Genomic DNA, 16705 nt, shown 5'->3' on the forward strand with positions numbered 1-16705 from the left:
CCCGCCGCGTCCGGCCGCCGACCCTGACCTCTTGCACCTCCTTGAGCATCGCCATTCACCCCCTTACGGGTTAGCCCCAGAGTAGCAGCAGGGGAATACCGCCCGTGGAGCCCAGGAGGGCCTCACCCACGCCCCTCGGCGTCACCACGAGGGGAGAGAACCCTTTGGGAGAGGCGGAGGAGAGGGGGAAAGAGAAGGGAGGCCAGGAGGAAAACGCTCCCAAAGGCCACGAAGGCCCCCCTGGGCCCCAGGAGGTCCCCAAGCCCCCCGCCCAAGGGGGAGCCCAGGACCCGGGCCGTCTGGGTGAGGACGTTGACGTAGGCAAAGAGGCCCACCAGGGTCTCCGGGGGGGCAAGCCGCTGGAGGAAGGTCCGGAAGGCGATCCGGGCCACGGAAACCCCCGCCCCCGAGACCAAAGACCCGAGGAGGAGGTGGGGGTAAGGGAGGAGGCCGTTCCCCAGGTTGCCCAGGCCCAGGAGGCCAAGCCCCCCGAGGAGGCCAAGGACCGGGGGGAGGGAGACGCGGGTAAGGGCCTGGGCCACAAGGAAGCCCCCCAGGCTAAAGCCCGCCCAGGCGATACCTAGCCCCTCGGGCCGCTTGAGGTCGTGGAAGAGAAGAGCGGTGAGGACCCCGCCCCCCGTGAGGGCCAGGGCAGGGAGAAGGGCAGGTAGAGCAACGGGGAGGAGAACACCCAAGGGTACACCCCCAAAGGCCTTCCGCCTCCCTTCGGAAGGGCCTAGGGGAGGAGGGGCCTTCAGGCCCAGGAGGAGGACCAGGGCCACCCCCAGAGGAAGGGCGAAGAGGGGAAGGGCGTAGGGCCCCAGGCGGTCCACGGCAAAGCCCCCTATGAGGGGGGCCAGGACCAGGCCCAAGGTATTGGCCATTTCCCAGCGGGCGTTGGCCTGGGACAGGGCCTCCTTAGGGAAGAGGCGGGGCAGGGCGCTTCCCAGTAAAACGCCGTAGATGGCCAGAGCAGCCGTAAGGAAGAGGAAGAGGGCGAGCAAGGCGGCGTAAAGGAGAAGAAAGGTGCTAAGGCCAGGGCTTCCCAGGGCGAGGAGGGCCGCTACCCCAAGGCCAAAGGCGAGGAGGCGGAGCACCATTTGGGGCCTGGTCTCAAGCCAGGATTGGAGGAGAAAGGGGGTCAGGATGCTCGCTAAGGCTTGAACCAGGGTGAGGACCGAAGTTTGTAGCCCCGAGGCTCCCGCTTCCAGGAACCGCCATAGGCCCGCCACCACCAGGCCCTGGCCGGTCAGGGTTAGAAGGAAGGCGAGGAGGAAGAAGGAGAAGGTACCCGAGGGCGGAGTTAAATCCTTAGCCATGCTGGGACGCTGAGCCATCAGCTAGAGGGATTTCGCTGGTGTAATTGGGGATAGTCCGAATGTCCACGGCATCAAAGAAGTTCGGTTGAACAGGTATTTTCCGTAGCTCTTGCAGTAGAGGCGAATTCTCCCAAATGTCGGCTAAAGTGCTCGTTAGAAGGTTGCCGAAGAACGAATACCTGGGCCGCCACTCACGCAATTTGGCAGAAACGTAGACATTACCCCTCGGATCTACGCGAAGAGCACGATTACCCCTAGAGGTAAGCCATATCTGATCGCGGGCCGGGTTTTCCGATCTAAGTTCTCTAGAAAGCTTATACCACAGCCTTTGGTGGGGCTTAATCGCACCTAATCTAACCATGTCCATGTATTCCCCTACAGCGAAGTCCCACTCTTCCTGGCTAAGAACGAGATGATTCAAGCTTGCCCCGCGCCCTGCGGGATACATGGGCGCAATCCCATACATAGCGTTGTTTTGTGTTGCGATTTCACCTATCTTTCTAATCTCAGTGTAGTTCTTCTTGTGAACTACCGTGAAGACAGCCAGAGGGATACCGGCTTTGGCAATGAGACTTATCTGCCGCAAGGTAGTCTTAAATCCCCCCTTACCCCGAAGCAAATCGTGGCTATCCGGACTAGATCCGTCTAAAGTGGTACCCACGAAGTTCAGATTTTTTGTGGACGCAATCTTATCTAAGTCGCTATCTCGCAACACGGACAAGTCGGTGTTAACTTGAACGCTAAACCCTAGCTCGTCCGCTAGGCGGATGATCTCCAATCCATCTGGCCTACTCAGTGGATCACCTCCTGTGAATTCAAGGTAGAAGACCCCTTCCTTTCTTATGGAATCCAAGATATATCCCCACTCATCGAAAGTCAGCTCTTCCCGAAGAGGTATTTTGGGTTCAGGGCCGGATTCGTATGCACAGTATGCACAACGCCTATAGCACCTATTCGTGAGCTCGATTTCCATGGATAGAGGCCTATAGTACCGGTCATCGGAGAAGTGTTGATCGTCTAGGAACAAAGCTTTAGATTCCAGCCCTTCTTGAGAAGGGCGAAGGTATCCCTCGGCAATCAAGTAAAGGATTAAATGCCCCGCTGCCTCTACAAATCCCTTGGTAATTTCACTTAAGCCTCCTTCTTTGAGAACTTGCTTGAGGGCCAGCGATGGCCTAGTAGCAACTACAAAGGATCTAACAAGGTCGAAGGCTTCCTGATTGAGAAAAATGCCCCTCTTAAAGCCGTAGAGTATTCCCCCGAACCGCTCTCTGCGTAGGACAACGCTAGCGTCGCTGGCAAGGACAAGGGGCACGTCTTCGACCCAAAGCCTTTCGTATTCCGAGCCTAATCCTTCTTCGAGGTCCTCCTCGTAAGCCAATATAAAATTGCCTGTATCAATGGCAACCATCAGGAAATCATGCTGCTGGCCTACGACCTTTGGAAGTTGTAAACCCCTCTCGTGCATTTCTTCCACCCCCTTACGGGTTAGCCCCAGGGTAGCAGGGGGGAGGTTACGTCCAGGTTACGTGGAAGCTCTTCCCAACGATGGCCCCTGCGTAACCTCGCGTAACCTTGGACTCCCCGCGTAACCTCCCCCTTGGCACCCTGGAAGCATGAGGCACAGGTGGCCTTGGGTTCTCCTCGTGGGATGGCTTCTCCTGGCCCTTCTAAGAGGCCCTGGTCCCGCCCCTTCCCTGGCCTGCTGGAGTCCCGACTGCTTCCCTCCCGGTTCACACCCCGTACTCCTGGCGAAGCCGCTCCACCCGGGCCCGGGCGATGGGGTAGCGGGGATCCTCGGGGGATAGCCCCTCCAGGAGGGCCTCCCAAACCTCCAGGTCCTCCCCCAAGCGCTCTGCGAGGAGGAAGAGGGCCTCCTGGTCCCCCGAGGCCAGCACCGCCCGGCGCAGGGTCTCCTCCAGTTCTAGGCGGAGCGCCTCCACCCCCGGGGCCTGGCTCCAGGGGAGGAGGGGGCCCTGGTAAAGGGCAAGGGCCTGTTCCAGGTCTCTCCCGGAAAGGGCCCTGAGAAAGGCCAAAAGGTCCGAGGGAGGAGGGTCTTCCAGACGGTAGGGGGCGCAGGAGATCCGGAAGCCCTTGGCCCGCAGGCGGTGGAGGAGGGTCTTCAAGGCCCCTAGGTTGGGTTCCCCGTAGAGGGCCTCCGCCAGGGCTTCTCCCGATATGCCCTTCTCGTGGGCAAGGAGGAGGGCCAGCGCCTCCGTGCCCCTAGGCCCTAAGGAGGGTAGGGGACCTCCGTCAAGGAGGCGGAGGGAGGTCTCCTCCCCTCGGCCCAGCAGGAAGGCCCGGGCCTCGGGGCGGAGGGCGGGGGCCAGGCGGGGGGCCAGTGGGGCCTCTACCTCCGCCCCCAGGGCCCTGAGGCGGGCCTCGGCCAGGAGGGCGTAGAGGGCCCCGTCCTCCCGGAGGAGGCCGTGGGCGGAGAGGAGGAGATCCCTGGCCGCCTCCCCCCCTTCCAGGAGCCCCTGGGCCAGGAGGAGGAAGCCCTGGGACCACCCCGCCTGGGGGCCGACCTGGGCCGCTTCCAGGAGGAGCCGGGCCCTAAGGGGTTCCAGGGCCAAGGCCCCAAGGACCAGGAAGCTCGGGAGGCTGCCCGGGCCCAGGAGGGGAAGGAGGCCCTGGAGGAGGGTCCGGGCCCGCCGGGGCTGGCCCCGGAGGAGGTGGGCCAGGGCCAGGGTGTGCCCGGCCAGGAGGCGCACCCCGGGCAGCTCGTGGAGCAGGAACTCCTCCCCCTCTTCCAGGACCTCGGGGAGGGGAAGGGCGCCGAAGAAGAGCTCCAGGCGGAGGTGGTGGAGCCGGGTCCAGGGGGAAGGGGCCTTGAGGCGGGCCAAGGCGGCATGGGCCAGGGCCTCGGGACGGCCCAGGCGCTCCAGGACCACCGCCAGGGCCAGGTGGAGCCGGGCCTCCGCCTGGGAGTTCCCCCGGAAGCGGTGGAGGGCCTCCTCCAGGGCCACCGCCCCTTCCCTCGGGGGCAGGGCGAGGCCCAGGTGGTAGAGGGTGAGGGGGGTCTGGGCCCTCCGGGCGGCCTCCAGGGCCAGGGCCCGGTACCCTCCCCAGTCCCCCTTGCGGCCCTCCAGGAAGCCCAGGAGGGCCAGGCGCTCCGCCTCGGGGAGGCCTTCTTGGGGGGTTTGGAGGAGGGCCAGGGCCTCCCGGTCCTTTCCCCCCTCCAGGAGGCGGAGGGCGATGGGGAGGCGGGATGGGTCCATAGGACCAGCCTAACGGCCCGCCCCAGGGCCCGCGGGCCATGGGCACCCGTACCCCCTACCTATGCCAGCTCCCTGCACGGCCCCTTGCGTCCCGGAGCTATTCGTCAAAGCCCAGGGCCCGGAGGTAGCGCTTCACCAGGTAGTAGGGCTTGCGGGCCAGGTAGTCCTTGCCCTGCTCCACCCGCAAGACCCAGTGGGGCCGGAGGCCCAGCATCCGGGCGAACCGGGTGGCGGAGACTCCCAGGGTCTCCCGCCTGCGCTTGAGCTCGGCGATGAACTCCTCATCAAAGAGGAGTTCCTCCGTGATCTTGACCTTGCCCTCGAACTTTCCTCCCATGGCGTTCTCCCCCTTCTCCTTGGTCCTGTGACGACTCCTCGGACTGAAGTCCGAGGCTTCTCGGTTCCCAAGATACGGGCTTCGCCCGTGACCACGGGACGGCCCACGCCGTACCCATCCCCGAAGGCCCCGTCCAGGCCCTTGCCAGAACATTCAGCGCGGCGGCCACATCCCGATGCAGGGGAGTCCCACAACCCGGACAGGTAAATTCCCTCACCCAGAGGGGACGCTTTTCCCGGTGGCCGCACACTGGACAGTCCTGGCTTGTATGTTGGGGGTCTACCCCCACGACCCGCCTACCAGCTTCTTCCGCTTTGTAGGCGAGGATTTGGAGAAACTGCGCCCAACCCGCATCCAGAACTCCTTTGGATAGACGGGAGCGGGATAGGGCTTGGATGTTCAGATTCTCGTGAACGATGGTCGTGTAAGGAATTATGTGTAGGAGTTTGTGTATAAAAGGGGGGTACCAGGATTAGGAAGGAGGTACCCCGTGGACCAGGATACCTTGCAGGTGATGCTAAGGGAAGCGGTGAGGCAGACGGTGACCGAGGTCTTGCAGATTCTCCTGGACGCCGACCGGGAAGCCTTCTTGCGCCAGCACGGGGGACGCAAGAACGGCTACTACCCCCGCAAGCTGGAGACCGCCTTTGGCCAGGTGAAGCTGGCCATCCCCCGGGATCGGGAAGGGAAATACTATCCCAGCCTCCTTCAACCCTATGCCCGCCGTCAGGTGGACGTGGGGGAGGTGGCCATTGCCCTTTACGCCGCTGGGGTGAGTCAACGCAAAGCGGCGGAGGTGATGAGCCTCTTGCTGGGCCACCGGTACACCCACGAAACCATCAGCGCCATCACCGACCAGGTGCTGGAAGCGGCCGAGGCTTTCCAGAAGCGGCCTTTGCCGGAGGAGATGGCCTTTGTTTACCTGGATGGCTTTTTCTTGAAGGTGCTCAGGGAGGGACTTGGGGTGGAGAGGGCGGCCGTATACGTGGCCCTGGGGGTGACCCCCAAAGGGGAGAGGCAGGTTCTGGGCTGCAAGATAGCCTTCGGCTGACCTGGCTCCTTCCCACGGAGAACGCCCATGCCTGGGGGGAGGTGCTGAAGGAGCTTTGGGAAAGGGGGCTAAGGCGGGTGTTGCTGTTGGTCACCGATGGTCTACCTGGGATAGAGGAGGCCATCAGGAGGGTTTATCCCATGGCGGGGTGGCAGCGGTGCGTGGTGCACATGGTGCGCTCTAGCCTGGGGCAGGTGCGTTCCCGGGACAGGGCTCTTTTGGCCCAAGACCTGAAGGGGGTGTACATGGCGGGGAGCCGACAGGAAGCCCTGGGTGCTTTGGAGAGGCTGAGGGAGGCCTGGGGTGCCAGGTACCCTTCCCTGGTGGCCTCCTGGTGGGAGAACTCGGGGGCTCTGCTCCGTTTCCACGATTACCCCCAGGTGCTCTGGCCCTATCTGCGGAGCACCAACCTGATGGAGAGGTTCATCCGGGCTCAGCCCGAAGGGCTAGCGTTCTGGTGAGGCGTGGGACGAAGGTGCGGGATCATAAGTTCCCCCGACCCGAGTCTGTGTTTAAGCTCCTTTACTTGGCGGTTCATTTGGGGTAGGGGCCCCAAAGCGGCGGAGCGTCAGGAGGGGAGGTGGTCTGAGCGGCGATTGAAGGGCTTTGCTGAGGTGCGGGAAGTGCTGGAGAAGATGCTTCTGGAGAGGTATGCCCCCCGTACACAGACGCTTACACATAAATCTTGACACGACCAAGGCGGTTGTAGAGGCAGTTCCAGAGAAGGCGCATTAAAGAAGACAGGGGGTTCAGGCGTCACGTGAACATGGTCCCGCTCTTGGGGTGGGGAAGGCAAACCAAAAATCGCAACCCGACCGGAGGGTGCGAACAGACCCTAGATTGCCTAATCAAGTCCGTTACTTTAGGATGAGGCCATGCCACGCCGCAAACAGCCCCAAGAGGCCCTGCCTCCTCGCATCCGCGCCATCATCGAGCGCCGCAAGGAGCTGGGCCTGACCCAGGAGGAGCTCGCCCGCATGGCGGGCTTCTCCTTCAGCCTCATGGCCAAGATCGAGCGCGGGGCCACCGACCCCCGTTCCCTCTCCGCCCTCTACCTCACCAACCTGGCCCGGGTCCTGGGCCTTCCCCTCTCCGTCCTCCTGGACGAAGGGCTCCCGGAGGGCCTCGAGGAGCGCCGTCCCGTGGCGCTTCCCCTCTACCCCTCCCTGCAAGCCGCCCTCTCCGGGGAAAGCGCCCGCCAGGCCTACCTGGCCCCCGAGGACCTGCCCAAGGGAGCCCTGGTGGACAAGCTCGCCTTCCTGGAGCTTCCCGGGCCCTGGCTCTTCTCCCTCACCCTCCCCTTCCCCCTCACCAAACCCCTGCGCCTTCTGGCGGAGCTGAGGCCCCTGGTGGCCCGGGAAGGGGTCTACGTGGGCCGCCTCGAGGGCCACCCCGCCCTCTTCACCCACGAGGACCTGGAAAGGAAAAACTTCGCCCTCTACCCCCTCCTCCAAGGGCTTCCCACCCTCTGGACCGAGGGCCGGGAACCGGAGATCCTCGGCCTGGTGCGGGCTTGGTGGGTGCAGGGATAACCCCCTGTTGCTAAAGGATCATTCGGTGTGCTAGCCTTGGAGTGTGGTCTTTGCTTGGCACAGGGCTATGCTAATATGGCAAGACAAGGGAGGTGAGAGGAACAGGCTAACTTAGCGGCCTCCAAAAAGAAGCGGATCGGGGTTGCCCCCGACAGCTTGCTCTCAAGCTTGGTATCCGCCCCTTCCCAAGGCTAGGATACCAAGCCGCAGAGGGAGAGTCAACCTCTTTGGGCAACCCCACGGGCCCCAGGGCCGGGGTAAAAGGCCCAAAAAGCACCGTGGGACGCAAAAAAGCTCACTCCAAGGCTTGGACCTACCTGGACCACCCTTCGGCTTTCACCCTGATCCCGAACCCCATCCTCAAGCAGGCCCTCTCCGGCGAGGTGGGAGGGAAGCGCCTCAAGCCCATCCCCCGCCTGGTCTACCTCACCCTCCTCTCCCGGGCCCGCCTGGAGGGGAAGGAGGCCACGGCCCAGGACCTCGCCCTCCTCCTGGGCTTCGACCCCCGCACCGTGGAGAAGGCCCTCCTGGAACTCTGGGAGCTTGGCCTGGTGGAGCGGGGCGGCTACGGCTACTTTGCCCCCTTGCGCGCCGTGCTCCCCAAGGCGCACGCTGTGCAAAGCTCCTTGCACGCCGTGCAGGGGGAAAGCGGGGAAAAGGCCGTGCCAGACGAGCTTGGCTCGGTCCTAGAAGAAATAAGAGAAGAAGAAAAGAAAAAACCTCCTCATCCTCTATCCCACCCACCCACCCCGCCTTCGGCAGAGGGGGAGGAGGAGCTTTGGGAGGAACCCCTAGCGGAACCCTTAGGGGAAGGCCACGAGGTGGAAGCCTCCCTTGCTTTTCCTCCGGGAGGGAGCGGAACTTCTGTCTTGACCCAAGCTTCCCCGCCGCTTGTGAAGCCGGGCACGAAGTCCCTGCGGGCCGCCCTGGAGGGGGCGGGGCTTTGGCGGGAGTTCTGGCGGGTCTTCCGCCCCGGCTTCGCCACCCCGGCCCTCTTCGGGGCCTACCTCCACCGCCTGGAGCGGGGGGCCCTGCCCCTGGGGACGGCCTTTCTGGAGGTCGTGGCCCGCACCCTGGAAGGGGCGAGGCGGGGGGTGGTGCGCTACCCGGCGGCCTACCTGGAGCGGTTGCTTCAGGAGCTAGCCCCCGAGGGGGCCCAAGCCCCTTCCCTGACCTCTTCCCTCGAGGCCCCGCCTTTCCAAGACGGCGACCTGCTCCTCCTGCCCGATGGCAGGCGGGGCTACTTCGGGGGCTGGACAGGAGGGGGTAAGGAGGCCTTCCTGGAGGTGGACGGGGTGGCCTACCGGGTGCCCAGGGAACTTCTCCTTGAGGCCCGTGTGGTAGGGTGAGGGAGATGCTGGAAGCCGAACTCCTCCCCGCTTCGTCGGGGGAGAAACCCCTTGGGGAAGGCTTCTCGGAAGGCGAGGAGTCTAGGCCACAGGACTGGTATTTCGCCCGGCTGGAGCTTTGGGGCACCCTGGAGCGCAAGATCCTGCCCCCCAAGGGCAAGGGGGAAGGCTCTCAGGAGGGGGGGCGTCCCCGATGGGTCTACGTCCTGCGGGATCCCGCCTTGGGGGAGGTGCCCCTGCGCTTTCCCCGGGAAGTGTGGGAGCGGATCCCCTTCTGGGCCTTCCAGCGCCACTTGGGGCGCACCGTCTTAGCCCGCTTCTCCCCTCGTACGAACGCCCAGGGCCTTTGGTCCCCCTGGCACTCCCCCGCCTTGGGGTTTTCCCGGAGGCCGGGGGTGGAGCCATCCCGCTTCCAGGCGCGGGGCCGCCTGGTGGGGGTGGACCGGGAGGAGGGGCGGCTGGTGGTGGAGATCCGTCCCAACCCCCAAGGGGTCCTCAAGGAACCCTTCCGCCTCACCCTGCACGCCGCCCTGGCCCTCCTGGAGGGGCTTCCTTCCCTGGGCAGCGGGGTGTACCTGGAGGGGGAGCTGAGGCCCAAGAGCAGGCGGATGGTGGTGAGGAAGGCCGAGCTTGTTCCCCTGTGGGACGACTAGGGCACAAGGCTTTCCTCCACGGGGTGGCCCATCTCTCCCCTTCGGGCTGTGGGCGTAGCCTTCGCCTGGAGGCGCGGGGACTTTTCACCTTGCGGGCCAGGTTTCTGGGAGGTAAGGGCCCAGGGACGGGCTTCCACCAGGTGGTCCTCTGGTTTCGCACCGACCGGGAAGGGTTCGTCACCGAAGTGGTGGTGGCCCACTGGTCCCTCCTGGCCCCGGCCCCGGTGGGCTTCCTTCCCGACGAACCTCTGCGCTTCAGCCTCTTGGGGGAATGGCTGGGGGCTCACGAGGGTGTGGGAAGGGTCTGGGTGGTGCCCAAGGACCCTGAGGAAGCTCCTCCCTTCCCCGTGCGCTTTCTTCCCGTGCGCCCCCACCTGGTCCCAGCCCCAGGGGGGCTCGCCCTGGTCCTGGGACGGGTGGAGCGGGGGAGGCTCCTGGGGGAGGAGGTGCTGCTCTTGAGCGGAAGGGTCCTTTGCCCGGGGGCTGGCTAAAGCCTAGTCTGACCAGTTGTGCTAAGCTTGGGCTGTGGACAAGACCTGGCAGCTGCAAGAGGCCAAGGCCCGCTTCTCCGAGCTGGTGGAGGAGGCCCTGCGCTCCGGCCCCCAGGTGGTGACCCGCCGGGGCAAGCGGGCGGTGGTGGTCCTCTCCTGGGAGGCCTACGCCCGCCTGGCGGGCAGGGAGACCCGCCTCCTGGAGGCCCTTCGCCCCCAAGAACCCCTCCCCAATGAGGAGGTGGAGGCCCTCTTCCCTCCGGAGAGGGAGGGGATCGCCTACCGGAAGGTGGAACTTTGAGCTACCTCTTGGACACCAACGTGGTCTCCGAGGTGGCCAAGCGGGAACCCCACCCTGCGGTCTTGGCCTGGCTGGAGGCGGTGCCCCTGGGGGAGGCTTACCTTTCTGCCCTCACCTTGGGGGAGCTGGTGCAAGGGGTGGTGCGGGCTCCCTCGGAGCGGCGTCCCCGGCTGGAGGCCTGGCTGGACGGGATCAGACGCCGCTTCGCGGGGCGGATCCTTCCCCTAGATGCAGAGGTGATGGAGGTCTGGGGAGAGCTCACCGGGCGGGCCATGGTGGAGGGAAGGAGCCTCTCCCCCCTAGATGCCCTGCTGGCGGCCACGGCCCTGCGGCACGGCCTGGTGCTGGTCACCCGCAACCTGAGGCCTTTTGAGGGCGTGCCCGTGCGGGTGTTCAGCCCGTGGGAGGCTCCTTGAGGAGAGGGTATTTGGCAACACGTGTTATGATGGGGGCAACATGGCACGGGTAAAGCTAAAGCCGCTGGCCTTGTGGGCCCGGGAGCGGGGTCTCCCCTACAGCACCGCCCACAAGATGCTCCGCGAGGGGAAGATCCAGGCGGAACGGGTGGGGGAGTGGTGGATGGTCCGGGAGGAGGTGCCGGAGGAAGGCCCGGCCCAGGGCAGGGTCCTCACCCTCTTCACCCACGCCGGGGGGGCGGGGAAGACCTCCCTCACCCGGGACCTCGGCTATGAGATGGCCTCGAGGGGGAAGCGGGTGCTCCTGGTGGACATGGACCCCCAGGCTAACCTCTCCGCCTGGTTGGGACATGAGGAGGTTCCAGAAGAGGAAACCGCCCTCGCCGTGTTCGAAGGTCGAGCCACCCCTCAGCCCAAGGAAGTTCTGCCCAACCTCCACCTTCTCCCCGCCCAGGTGGAGTTGGCCCGGGCCGAGGTTCTCCTCTCCCGCGAGCCCCACAACGCCTTTGCCCTCCGGGGAGCGCTAAACGAGCTTCGGGAGGTCTACGACCTCATCCTCGTGGACTCGCTTCCCTCCCTGGGCTCTCTGGCGGTGGCCGCTGCCTTGGCTGGGGACGGGCTTGTCGTTCCCGTGGAGCTTTCCCGGAAGGGGGCCCAGGCCTTGCGCACCGTGGTCCAGGTGGCCCGCGGCTATGGGATTTCCCTTCAGCGGATGCGCCTTTGGGCGGGTCGGAGCTTCGTGCGCCTGGTGGTTCCCACCCATGCGGAGGGCACCGCCCGGGACCGGGAGGCCCTGCAGGCCCTCGAGGAGGCCCTGAGCGGAGCTGTGCCCGTGGCCCCACCCCTGACCAGGAGGCCCGCCGTGTACCGGGAGGCTCAGGCTAAGGGCGTACCCGTTCAGCTGGTAGGGGGAGATGAGGTGATCCGAGAGTTCAAGGCCCTTGGCGACCTCGTGGAGGAGACGCTTCTGCGGGAGGAGGTGGCGGCGTGAAGCGCAACCCCATCAGCCCCTTTCTACCTCCTGATCTGGCCCGGGCCCTGGACCTCTCCGAGGTAGGGGGCGGGCGCCTCCTCCCCCTCGAGGCCCTCTCCCCCCGTCCCCAGCCCCGGCGCCGCTTCGAGGAAGCCTCCCTGAAGGCCCTGGCGGAGTCCGTCCGGGCGCACGGGGTTCTGGAGCCCCTCCTGGTGCGGCCCTTGGGGGACGGGAAGTACGCCATCGTGGCCGGGGAGAGGCGGTACCGGGCCGCGAGGATGGCGGGGCTTTCCGAGGTCCCGGTGCGGGTGGTGGAGCTCTCCGAAAAGGAGGCGAAGCTTTTCGCCCTGGTGGAGAACCTTCAGCGGGAGGACCTGAACCCCTACGAGGAGACCCTGGGGGTCCTGGACCTCCTGTCGGAAGACTTGGGGAGGCCCGTGGAGGAGGTGGTGGCCCTGCTCCACCGGATGCGGGACGAGGCGAGGAGGAAAGTTCCCCAAAACGTTTTGGGGAGCCTCGAGGCCCGGAGGGTGGAGGAGGTCTTCCGGGCCCTGGGCCGCATGGGTTGGGAGTCCTTCGTCCAGGCCCGCCTCCCCCTCCTCAACCTCCCCGAGAACCTCAAGGCGGCCCTGGAGGAGGGGTCCATCCCCTACACCGCCGCCCTGGAGCTCAAGAAGGTGAAGGACGAGTCCTCGCGGAAGGCCCTCCTGGAGGAGGCGAGGGCGGGCCTCTCCCTGCGGGACCTGAAGGCCCGGGTGCGGGAGCTTTTGCAGAAGGAGAAGGCCCCCAAGCCCTGGCACCGGGAGGTGGGGGAGAGGCTCTTGCGGCTGGACCTCGAGGCCCTGCTCCCTGAAAAGCGGGCCAGGGTAGAAGCGCTCTTAGCGGAGCTCAAGGAACTGCTTGGTTAGGTGCGGTTTTTCTCTAGGAGGCGGGGGCGAAGGTGGAGGCGCAAGGTCAGCTGAGCCAAGGTCTGGTGGAGGAAGTGAGGAGCCAACTCAAGGAGGGTCCTGAGCAGGAGCAGGTGGTGGGCCCCTTAGTGCAGTATCTCCTTACCAAAGGCTATAAACTTGAGCAGATCCGCTTCGGCAAGAGGGAGTGGCGGGTGCCCAAGAGCCCCTCGGAGGCCCACAAGCGGGAGAAGGGGAGAAGCTATGAGGGTTTCCCCGTTGACATCGCTATCTTTGACACCTCTACGGAGGATCCTTCTCTTCCTCGCATCGTTATTGAGACCAAACAACCCAAGGAGGAAGCCGGGATCTCTCAACTGCAGGCTTACATGTCCCTGGAACCTTCTGTAGAGCTTGGAATCTGGACCAACTCCGCTGACCCTTCCGCTCCCGCCCTTTTCCTCTACCGTGGAGAGGCGCATCCTAGGCGCAAGCTGGTCAAGGACATCCCCTCTCCCGGGGACCCGATAGTGCCTGACCGCGTACCTCTTCGGTACAAGGACTTGACCGTTCCTAGCCAGGACGTCTTGAGAAAACTCTTCTCCGACCTCATGGACCGCTTGGCCTCCGAAGACGCTAACGTGGTCCGTCCTGATGACCGCCTGAGCGAGCTTTGCAACCTCATCCTTTTGAAGCTGGATGGCGACAGGAGAGCCAAGGCCGAAGGAGAGGAGGCGGAGGTGCGCTGGCGGGCCCTCTCCACTCCCGAGGACACCGCGCGGATGATCCGGGAGTGGTTCCGCAACTTTACCCGGGTCTACCCCGAGCTCTTCACCAGCGAGGAGGAGCGGACGCTGAGGCTGACGGACCGTTCTATCCACCTGGTGGTGGAGGCTTTGGAGGGGTACCGCCTCATCGAGGCGGGAAGCGAGGCGGTGGCCCAGGCCTTCCAGGTGCTCCGGACGGAGGCCCTGCGCTCGGCGGACGGCCAGTTCTTCACCCCCCAGTCGGTCATCAAAGCGGGCGTGGTCCTTACGGAGGTGGAGTGGGACGACTTGGTGATCGATCCAGCTTGCGGTACTGGGGGCTTTTTGATCGAGGCCTTCTTCAACCTGGTGGAGAAAGCGAAGGGAGACCCCACTCAAGCGGTCCGCTGGGCCCAGACCCACCTCTACGGGGTGGACAAGGACCACGTGGCCGTCAAGTTGGCCAAGGCGGTCATGCAGATCGGTGGGGACGGCTCGGCCCATATCTTCCGGGGAGACTCCATCAGGAGGCACGAGTGGCCCAAGAGCTTTCCTCACCTGCAGTCCGAACTGCAGGAGGGGCGCTTTGACCTGGTGCTCACCAACCCTCCCTTCGGTAAGGACCTGGTAGTAAGCAGAGAAGACCTCGCCCAAAGCGGCTTTTCTATCCACCTGGCGGATGGGGGCTCTATGAAGAAGGTTCCCATAGGCCTGGTCTTCCTGGAGCTCGCCTACTGGCTCCTAAAGCCTGGAGGGCGTGTGGGGATCGTTCTTCCCGAAACCTACTTCTTCAGCCGCTCCTACCGCTGGGTGATGGACTGGCTCCGCCCCCGCCTTCGCCCCCTGGTGGTGGCCAATATCCCTATGGAGGCCTTTCAGCAATATGCCAGGGCTAAGACTAGCTTTTTCGTCTTTGAGAAGCTCGCAAGCGAGCCCGACCTCGAGGCCCCTGTCCTCTTCCTCAACCCCCACACCTGTGGCATAGGCCCTGACGGGAAGGACATCCCCGACAACGAGCTCTGGGAGCACGTGCTCTTGAGCAAGAAAGGCGAGCTTCCCCCTGGAGCCGTTCAGGTGAGGCTTGGGGAGGTGTATCGGCGAGGGGTGCTCGTCCCCCGCTACTACGACCCCAGGTACGAAGAGCCCCTAAACCGCCTTCTGGAGGAAAAGGGCCTCGAGGGGGTGAGCCTGGGAGAGCTGGTGGAGAGAGGCTTCCTGGAGTACCGCTTCGGCCACGGTAGCCCGGATCGCCTGAACCGTAGGGGCGAGGTCCCCTACATCAAGGTGAGCGACCTCCGGGCTGGAAGGGTGAACGTCAACCCCACCAACCTGGTCCCGAGGGAGGTGGCGAGGAGGCTCTGGAGAGGGGAGGAGAGCGGGCTTCGGGCTTGGGATCTCCTCACTCCCATCCGGGCGAGTAGCAATATTGGGGAGTTTGCCGTCCTGCTCCCTGGCGAGGAGGAGCGGGTGCTAACCAAGGAGGTGCTCGTCCTGAGGAGCACGGAGGAGGGCGAAAGGGAGGGGTACACGCCTTTCTACCTCTTCTGGGCTCTCTCTTTGAGGGCGGTCAGGGAAAGCTGGCGGCGGGTCACTCTGATGCAGACGAACCGGGAGGACGTAGGAGACTACTGGAAAGAGGTGAGGATCCCGAAACCGAAGAGCCCCAGCTGGGCGGAAGAGGTGAGCCGCCCCGTTCGGGAATACCTTGAGGGTCTGGTCCAGGCCCAAAGGGGCCTCCTGGGTCTGAGGGCCCAGGAGGAGGAGGGGTTCACCTTTGTTCCTTTCTTGAGGCCACCAAGCGTCGGGGACAAGGAGTCCGAGAACAACCCGGGAGGGAATACCTCCACTTAAGGGGCTGGGGTTGAAAACGGCCTAGAACTCCTCCCCCCACCCCGGCACCACGAGGCTCTTCATCCCGGTCCAGTAGGCCACTTTCTCCCTGGGGTGGCCTTCTTTGAGGAAGCGGCGGATGGCCCGCCAGCGCAAGGGGAGGGCGAGGTCGGCCCGCTTCTTGCCCTCCGCCTTCACCCCGGCGAAGTCCGCGAACTCGGTGAGGATCCACTTGGCCTCCTCCAGGCCAAGGGGCTTCCCCCGGTTCTTCCCCGGGGCGGGCTTGAGGAGGAGGTGGGGGTAGGGGAGGGGCTGGTGGGAGGCGAGGAAGGCCCTCTGGGGGAGCCAGTCGGCGAGGACCTCCCGGGCGAGAGGGGAGAGGGGGACCTCCCGGAGCTTGGTCCCCCGCACCAGTAGGCTCTTCTCCCGCACGTCCTCCTTCCAGAGGTCCGCCACCTCCTTCACCGTGAGGCCCACCTCCCCCAGGAGGACGAGGAGGACCCGGAGGAGGGGACGCCAGTAGGCGAGGGGATAGGCCCCGGCCTTTTCCAGGAGGTCCTGGTAGGCCTCCTCGGGCATGGCCCGGGAGGGGGCGACCACGGGAAGCTCCTGGCGGGAGGGGAGGCGCACGTGGGACGGCATGGGATGCCCGGCCCAGTCCAGGAAGGGGAAGAGGTGCCTGAGGCTTGCCCGGGCCCGCTCCACGGTGCCCCAGGAGAGGGGCCCCCTTTCCCCTCCGGGGAAGCCCTTCTCCTTGGCCTCCAGGAGGAAGGCCTTGGGGTCCTCGGCCTCCAGGTGGGGCCACCGCCGCCCCTTCAAGGCCAGCCAGCGCACGAAGTAGCCCACGTAATGGGGGGCCGCCCGGTCGGGCTTCTTGCGGCGGCGGACCAGGTAGGCCCAGAGGGCTTCCTTCAGGACCTCCTCGTCCCAGCGGGCCAACGCCTCTCCCACCACCCGCTTCCGTTCCTCGGGGTGGTCCCAAACCTCCAGCCCAAGGCTCTCGGCCATCCTTGCCACCATCTTAGCTACAACCCCTCTCCGCCGCCACCCCGTGTGTAGCTAAGACTTTTCCCCCTCCGGCTTTTCCCGTTCTTCACCCTACCCTTCCCACCCTAGCCCTCTTTCCGTGAGGGCTGAGAGCGGGCCTGCTGTGGGTGTGGCAGGAAAAAGTGGGAGCAGGCATTCTGGAGGGTCAGCGCACCAGGAGGCGCACCCCCGTGGCCGGGGGCCTGGCCTCCGCCTCTCCCCGGGGCTCCTCCGGGTCCAGGGCCCCGTCCCCGTCCCGGTCCAGGAAGGCGAGGAGGCGGTAGGTTCCGGGGGAGAGGCCCTCAAGCCGGAAAGGCCCCCCGTCCGGGGGCAGGACGAGGCTCCGGCAAGACCCCTCCCCGGAACAGGCGGAGAGGACCACCCGGGCGGGAAGGGCCTCCACCTGGACCTCCGCCGTGGCCCAGGCCCCGCCCCCTTCCAGGCGCACCCGGTAGGCCCCGGGGGCCGTCCCCGTGGGCGCCCGCACCCGGAGGTGGGCCGTGCCCTGGGCGGGGTTCGGGGCGAGGTAGGCGGCAAGCCCCCCTTCCGCCGCCACCCGCACGGGGACCGGGTAGG

Annotated in this window: 16 protein-coding genes and 2 pseudogenes; 10 read left to right on the plus strand and 8 right to left on the minus strand. The window is 65.4% G+C overall.

Annotated elements, in window-relative coordinates:
* Positions 1-122 precede the first annotated feature (122 nt).
* The 5 genes from BVI061214_RS00660 to BVI061214_RS13575 form a co-directional block, all read right to left on the minus strand.
* On the minus strand, positions 123-1319 hold the full coding sequence (locus BVI061214_RS00660) for an MFS transporter (RefSeq protein ID WP_003043751.1): 1197 nt from the start codon (positions 1317-1319) through the stop codon (positions 123-125).
* Positions 1312-2787, minus strand: coding sequence for a radical SAM protein (locus BVI061214_RS12250; RefSeq protein WP_014632236.1), 1476 nt, complete (start codon positions 2785-2787; stop codon positions 1312-1314). The genes BVI061214_RS00660 and BVI061214_RS12250 overlap by 8 nt, the downstream gene beginning before the upstream one ends.
* Before the next feature lie 265 nt (positions 2788-3052).
* Entirely contained in the window at positions 3053-4537 is a 1485-nt protein-coding gene (locus tag BVI061214_RS00665; RefSeq protein ID WP_053766916.1) for a hypothetical protein, read from the minus strand.
* A gap of 97 nt (positions 4538-4634) precedes the next feature.
* Positions 4635-4874, minus strand: coding sequence for a helix-turn-helix domain-containing protein (locus BVI061214_RS00670; RefSeq protein WP_014516141.1), 240 nt, complete (start codon positions 4872-4874; stop codon positions 4635-4637).
* The gene (locus BVI061214_RS13575; RefSeq protein WP_413252039.1) at positions 4822-5328 is read right to left on the minus strand and encodes an RNA-guided endonuclease InsQ/TnpB family protein; all 507 of its coding nucleotides are present in this window, start codon (positions 5326-5328) and stop codon (positions 4822-4824) included. The genes BVI061214_RS00670 and BVI061214_RS13575 overlap by 53 nt, the downstream gene beginning before the upstream one ends.
* 60 nt (positions 5329-5388) lie before the next feature.
* On the opposite strand from BVI061214_RS13575, the pseudogene BVI061214_RS00675 reads away from it, so the two are divergent.
* From BVI061214_RS00675 to BVI061214_RS00715, 9 genes and pseudogenes are all read left to right on the plus strand, one after another.
* Positions 5389-6614 (plus strand): annotated as a pseudogene (locus tag BVI061214_RS00675) (IS256 family transposase).
* A 186-nt stretch (positions 6615-6800) separates the two neighbouring features.
* Positions 6801-7457 carry a helix-turn-helix domain-containing protein gene (locus tag BVI061214_RS00680; RefSeq protein WP_053766895.1) on the plus strand — a complete coding sequence of 219 codons (657 nt, stop codon included), beginning with the start codon at positions 6801-6803 and terminating at the stop codon, positions 7455-7457.
* Positions 7458-7735: 278 nt separating this feature from the next.
* Positions 7736-8806 carry a helix-turn-helix domain-containing protein gene (locus BVI061214_RS13345; protein ID WP_053766901.1) on the plus strand — a complete coding sequence of 357 codons (1071 nt, stop codon included), beginning with the start codon at positions 7736-7738 and terminating at the stop codon, positions 8804-8806.
* 5 nt (positions 8807-8811) lie between these two features.
* Entirely contained in the window at positions 8812-9459 is a 648-nt protein-coding gene (locus tag BVI061214_RS12770) for a hypothetical protein (RefSeq protein ID WP_053766896.1), read from the plus strand.
* Between the two features lie 140 nt (positions 9460-9599).
* Positions 9600-9950, plus strand: a complete 351-nt coding sequence (locus tag BVI061214_RS00695) for a hypothetical protein (protein WP_211256765.1) — start codon at positions 9600-9602, stop codon at positions 9948-9950.
* A 34-nt stretch (positions 9951-9984) separates the two neighbouring features.
* Positions 9985-10251 carry a type II toxin-antitoxin system prevent-host-death family antitoxin gene (locus BVI061214_RS00700; protein WP_038032046.1) on the plus strand — a complete coding sequence of 89 codons (267 nt, stop codon included), beginning with the start codon at positions 9985-9987 and terminating at the stop codon, positions 10249-10251.
* Positions 10248-10667, plus strand: coding sequence for a type II toxin-antitoxin system VapC family toxin (locus BVI061214_RS00705; RefSeq protein WP_082333084.1), 420 nt, complete (start codon positions 10248-10250; stop codon positions 10665-10667). The genes BVI061214_RS00700 and BVI061214_RS00705 overlap by 4 nt, the downstream gene beginning before the upstream one ends.
* 40 nt (positions 10668-10707) lie before the next feature.
* A complete protein-coding gene (locus BVI061214_RS00710) occupies positions 10708-11658 on the plus strand; it encodes a ParA family protein (protein WP_053766897.1) in 951 nt (316 codons plus the stop codon).
* A 35-nt stretch (positions 11659-11693) separates the two neighbouring features.
* Positions 11694-12548: a ParB/RepB/Spo0J family partition protein gene (locus tag BVI061214_RS00715; RefSeq protein WP_053766903.1), complete on the plus strand. Its 855-nt coding sequence runs from the start codon at positions 11694-11696 to the stop codon at positions 12546-12548.
* A 125-nt stretch (positions 12549-12673) separates the two neighbouring features.
* On the opposite strand, the gene BVI061214_RS13120 is transcribed toward BVI061214_RS00715, so the two are convergent.
* Complete coding sequence (locus tag BVI061214_RS13120) at positions 12674-13009, minus strand: hypothetical protein (protein ID WP_162207987.1); 336 nt, start codon at positions 13007-13009, stop codon at positions 12674-12676.
* An 81-nt stretch (positions 13010-13090) separates the two neighbouring features.
* Here BVI061214_RS13120 and BVI061214_RS00720 point away from each other — a divergent pair, with 81 nt between their 5' ends.
* On the plus strand, positions 13091-15124 hold the full coding sequence (locus BVI061214_RS00720; RefSeq protein WP_162207988.1) for an HsdM family class I SAM-dependent methyltransferase: 2034 nt from the start codon (positions 13091-13093) through the stop codon (positions 15122-15124).
* A 21-nt stretch (positions 15125-15145) separates the two neighbouring features.
* Here the strand turns inward: BVI061214_RS00720 and BVI061214_RS00725 are convergent, their stop codons facing one another.
* Entirely contained in the window at positions 15146-16111 is a 966-nt protein-coding gene (locus tag BVI061214_RS00725; protein ID WP_053766899.1) for a site-specific integrase, read from the minus strand.
* 184 nt (positions 16112-16295) lie between these two features.
* Positions 16296-16705: pseudogene (locus tag BVI061214_RS00730) on the minus strand (DUF2141 domain-containing protein); the annotation flags it as partial.

Origin of the sequence: Thermus aquaticus (genome assembly GCF_001280255.1) — a bacterium.
Lineage (GTDB): Bacteria > Deinococcota > Deinococci > Deinococcales > Thermaceae > Thermus > Thermus aquaticus.

Excerpts from the sequence above, each read along its gene's own strand:
- BVI061214_RS00710 (WP_053766897.1), top strand. The coding sequence starts at position 10,708 with ATGGCACGGGTAAAGCTAAAGCCGCTGGCCTTGTGGGCCCGGGAGCGG.
- BVI061214_RS00665 (WP_053766916.1), bottom strand. The coding sequence starts at position 4,537 with ATGGACCCATCCCGCCTCCCCATCGCCCTCCGCCTCCTGGAGGGGGGA.
- BVI061214_RS12250 (WP_014632236.1), bottom strand. The coding sequence starts at position 2,787 with ATGCACGAGAGGGGTTTACAACTTCCAAAGGTCGTAGGCCAGCAGCAT.
- BVI061214_RS12770 (WP_053766896.1), top strand. The coding sequence starts at position 8,812 with ATGCTGGAAGCCGAACTCCTCCCCGCTTCGTCGGGGGAGAAACCCCTT.
- BVI061214_RS00725 (WP_053766899.1), bottom strand. The coding sequence starts at position 16,111 with ATGGCCGAGAGCCTTGGGCTGGAGGTTTGGGACCACCCCGAGGAACGG.
- BVI061214_RS00680 (WP_053766895.1), top strand. The coding sequence starts at position 6,801 with ATGCCACGCCGCAAACAGCCCCAAGAGGCCCTGCCTCCTCGCATCCGC.
- BVI061214_RS13120 (WP_162207987.1), bottom strand. The coding sequence starts at position 13,009 with ATGCGCCTCTCCACGGTAGAGGAAAAGGGCGGGAGCGGAAGGGTCAGC.
- BVI061214_RS00660 (WP_003043751.1), bottom strand. The coding sequence starts at position 1,319 with ATGGCTAAGGATTTAACTCCGCCCTCGGGTACCTTCTCCTTCTTCCTC.
- BVI061214_RS00670 (WP_014516141.1), bottom strand. The coding sequence starts at position 4,874 with ATGGGAGGAAAGTTCGAGGGCAAGGTCAAGATCACGGAGGAACTCCTC.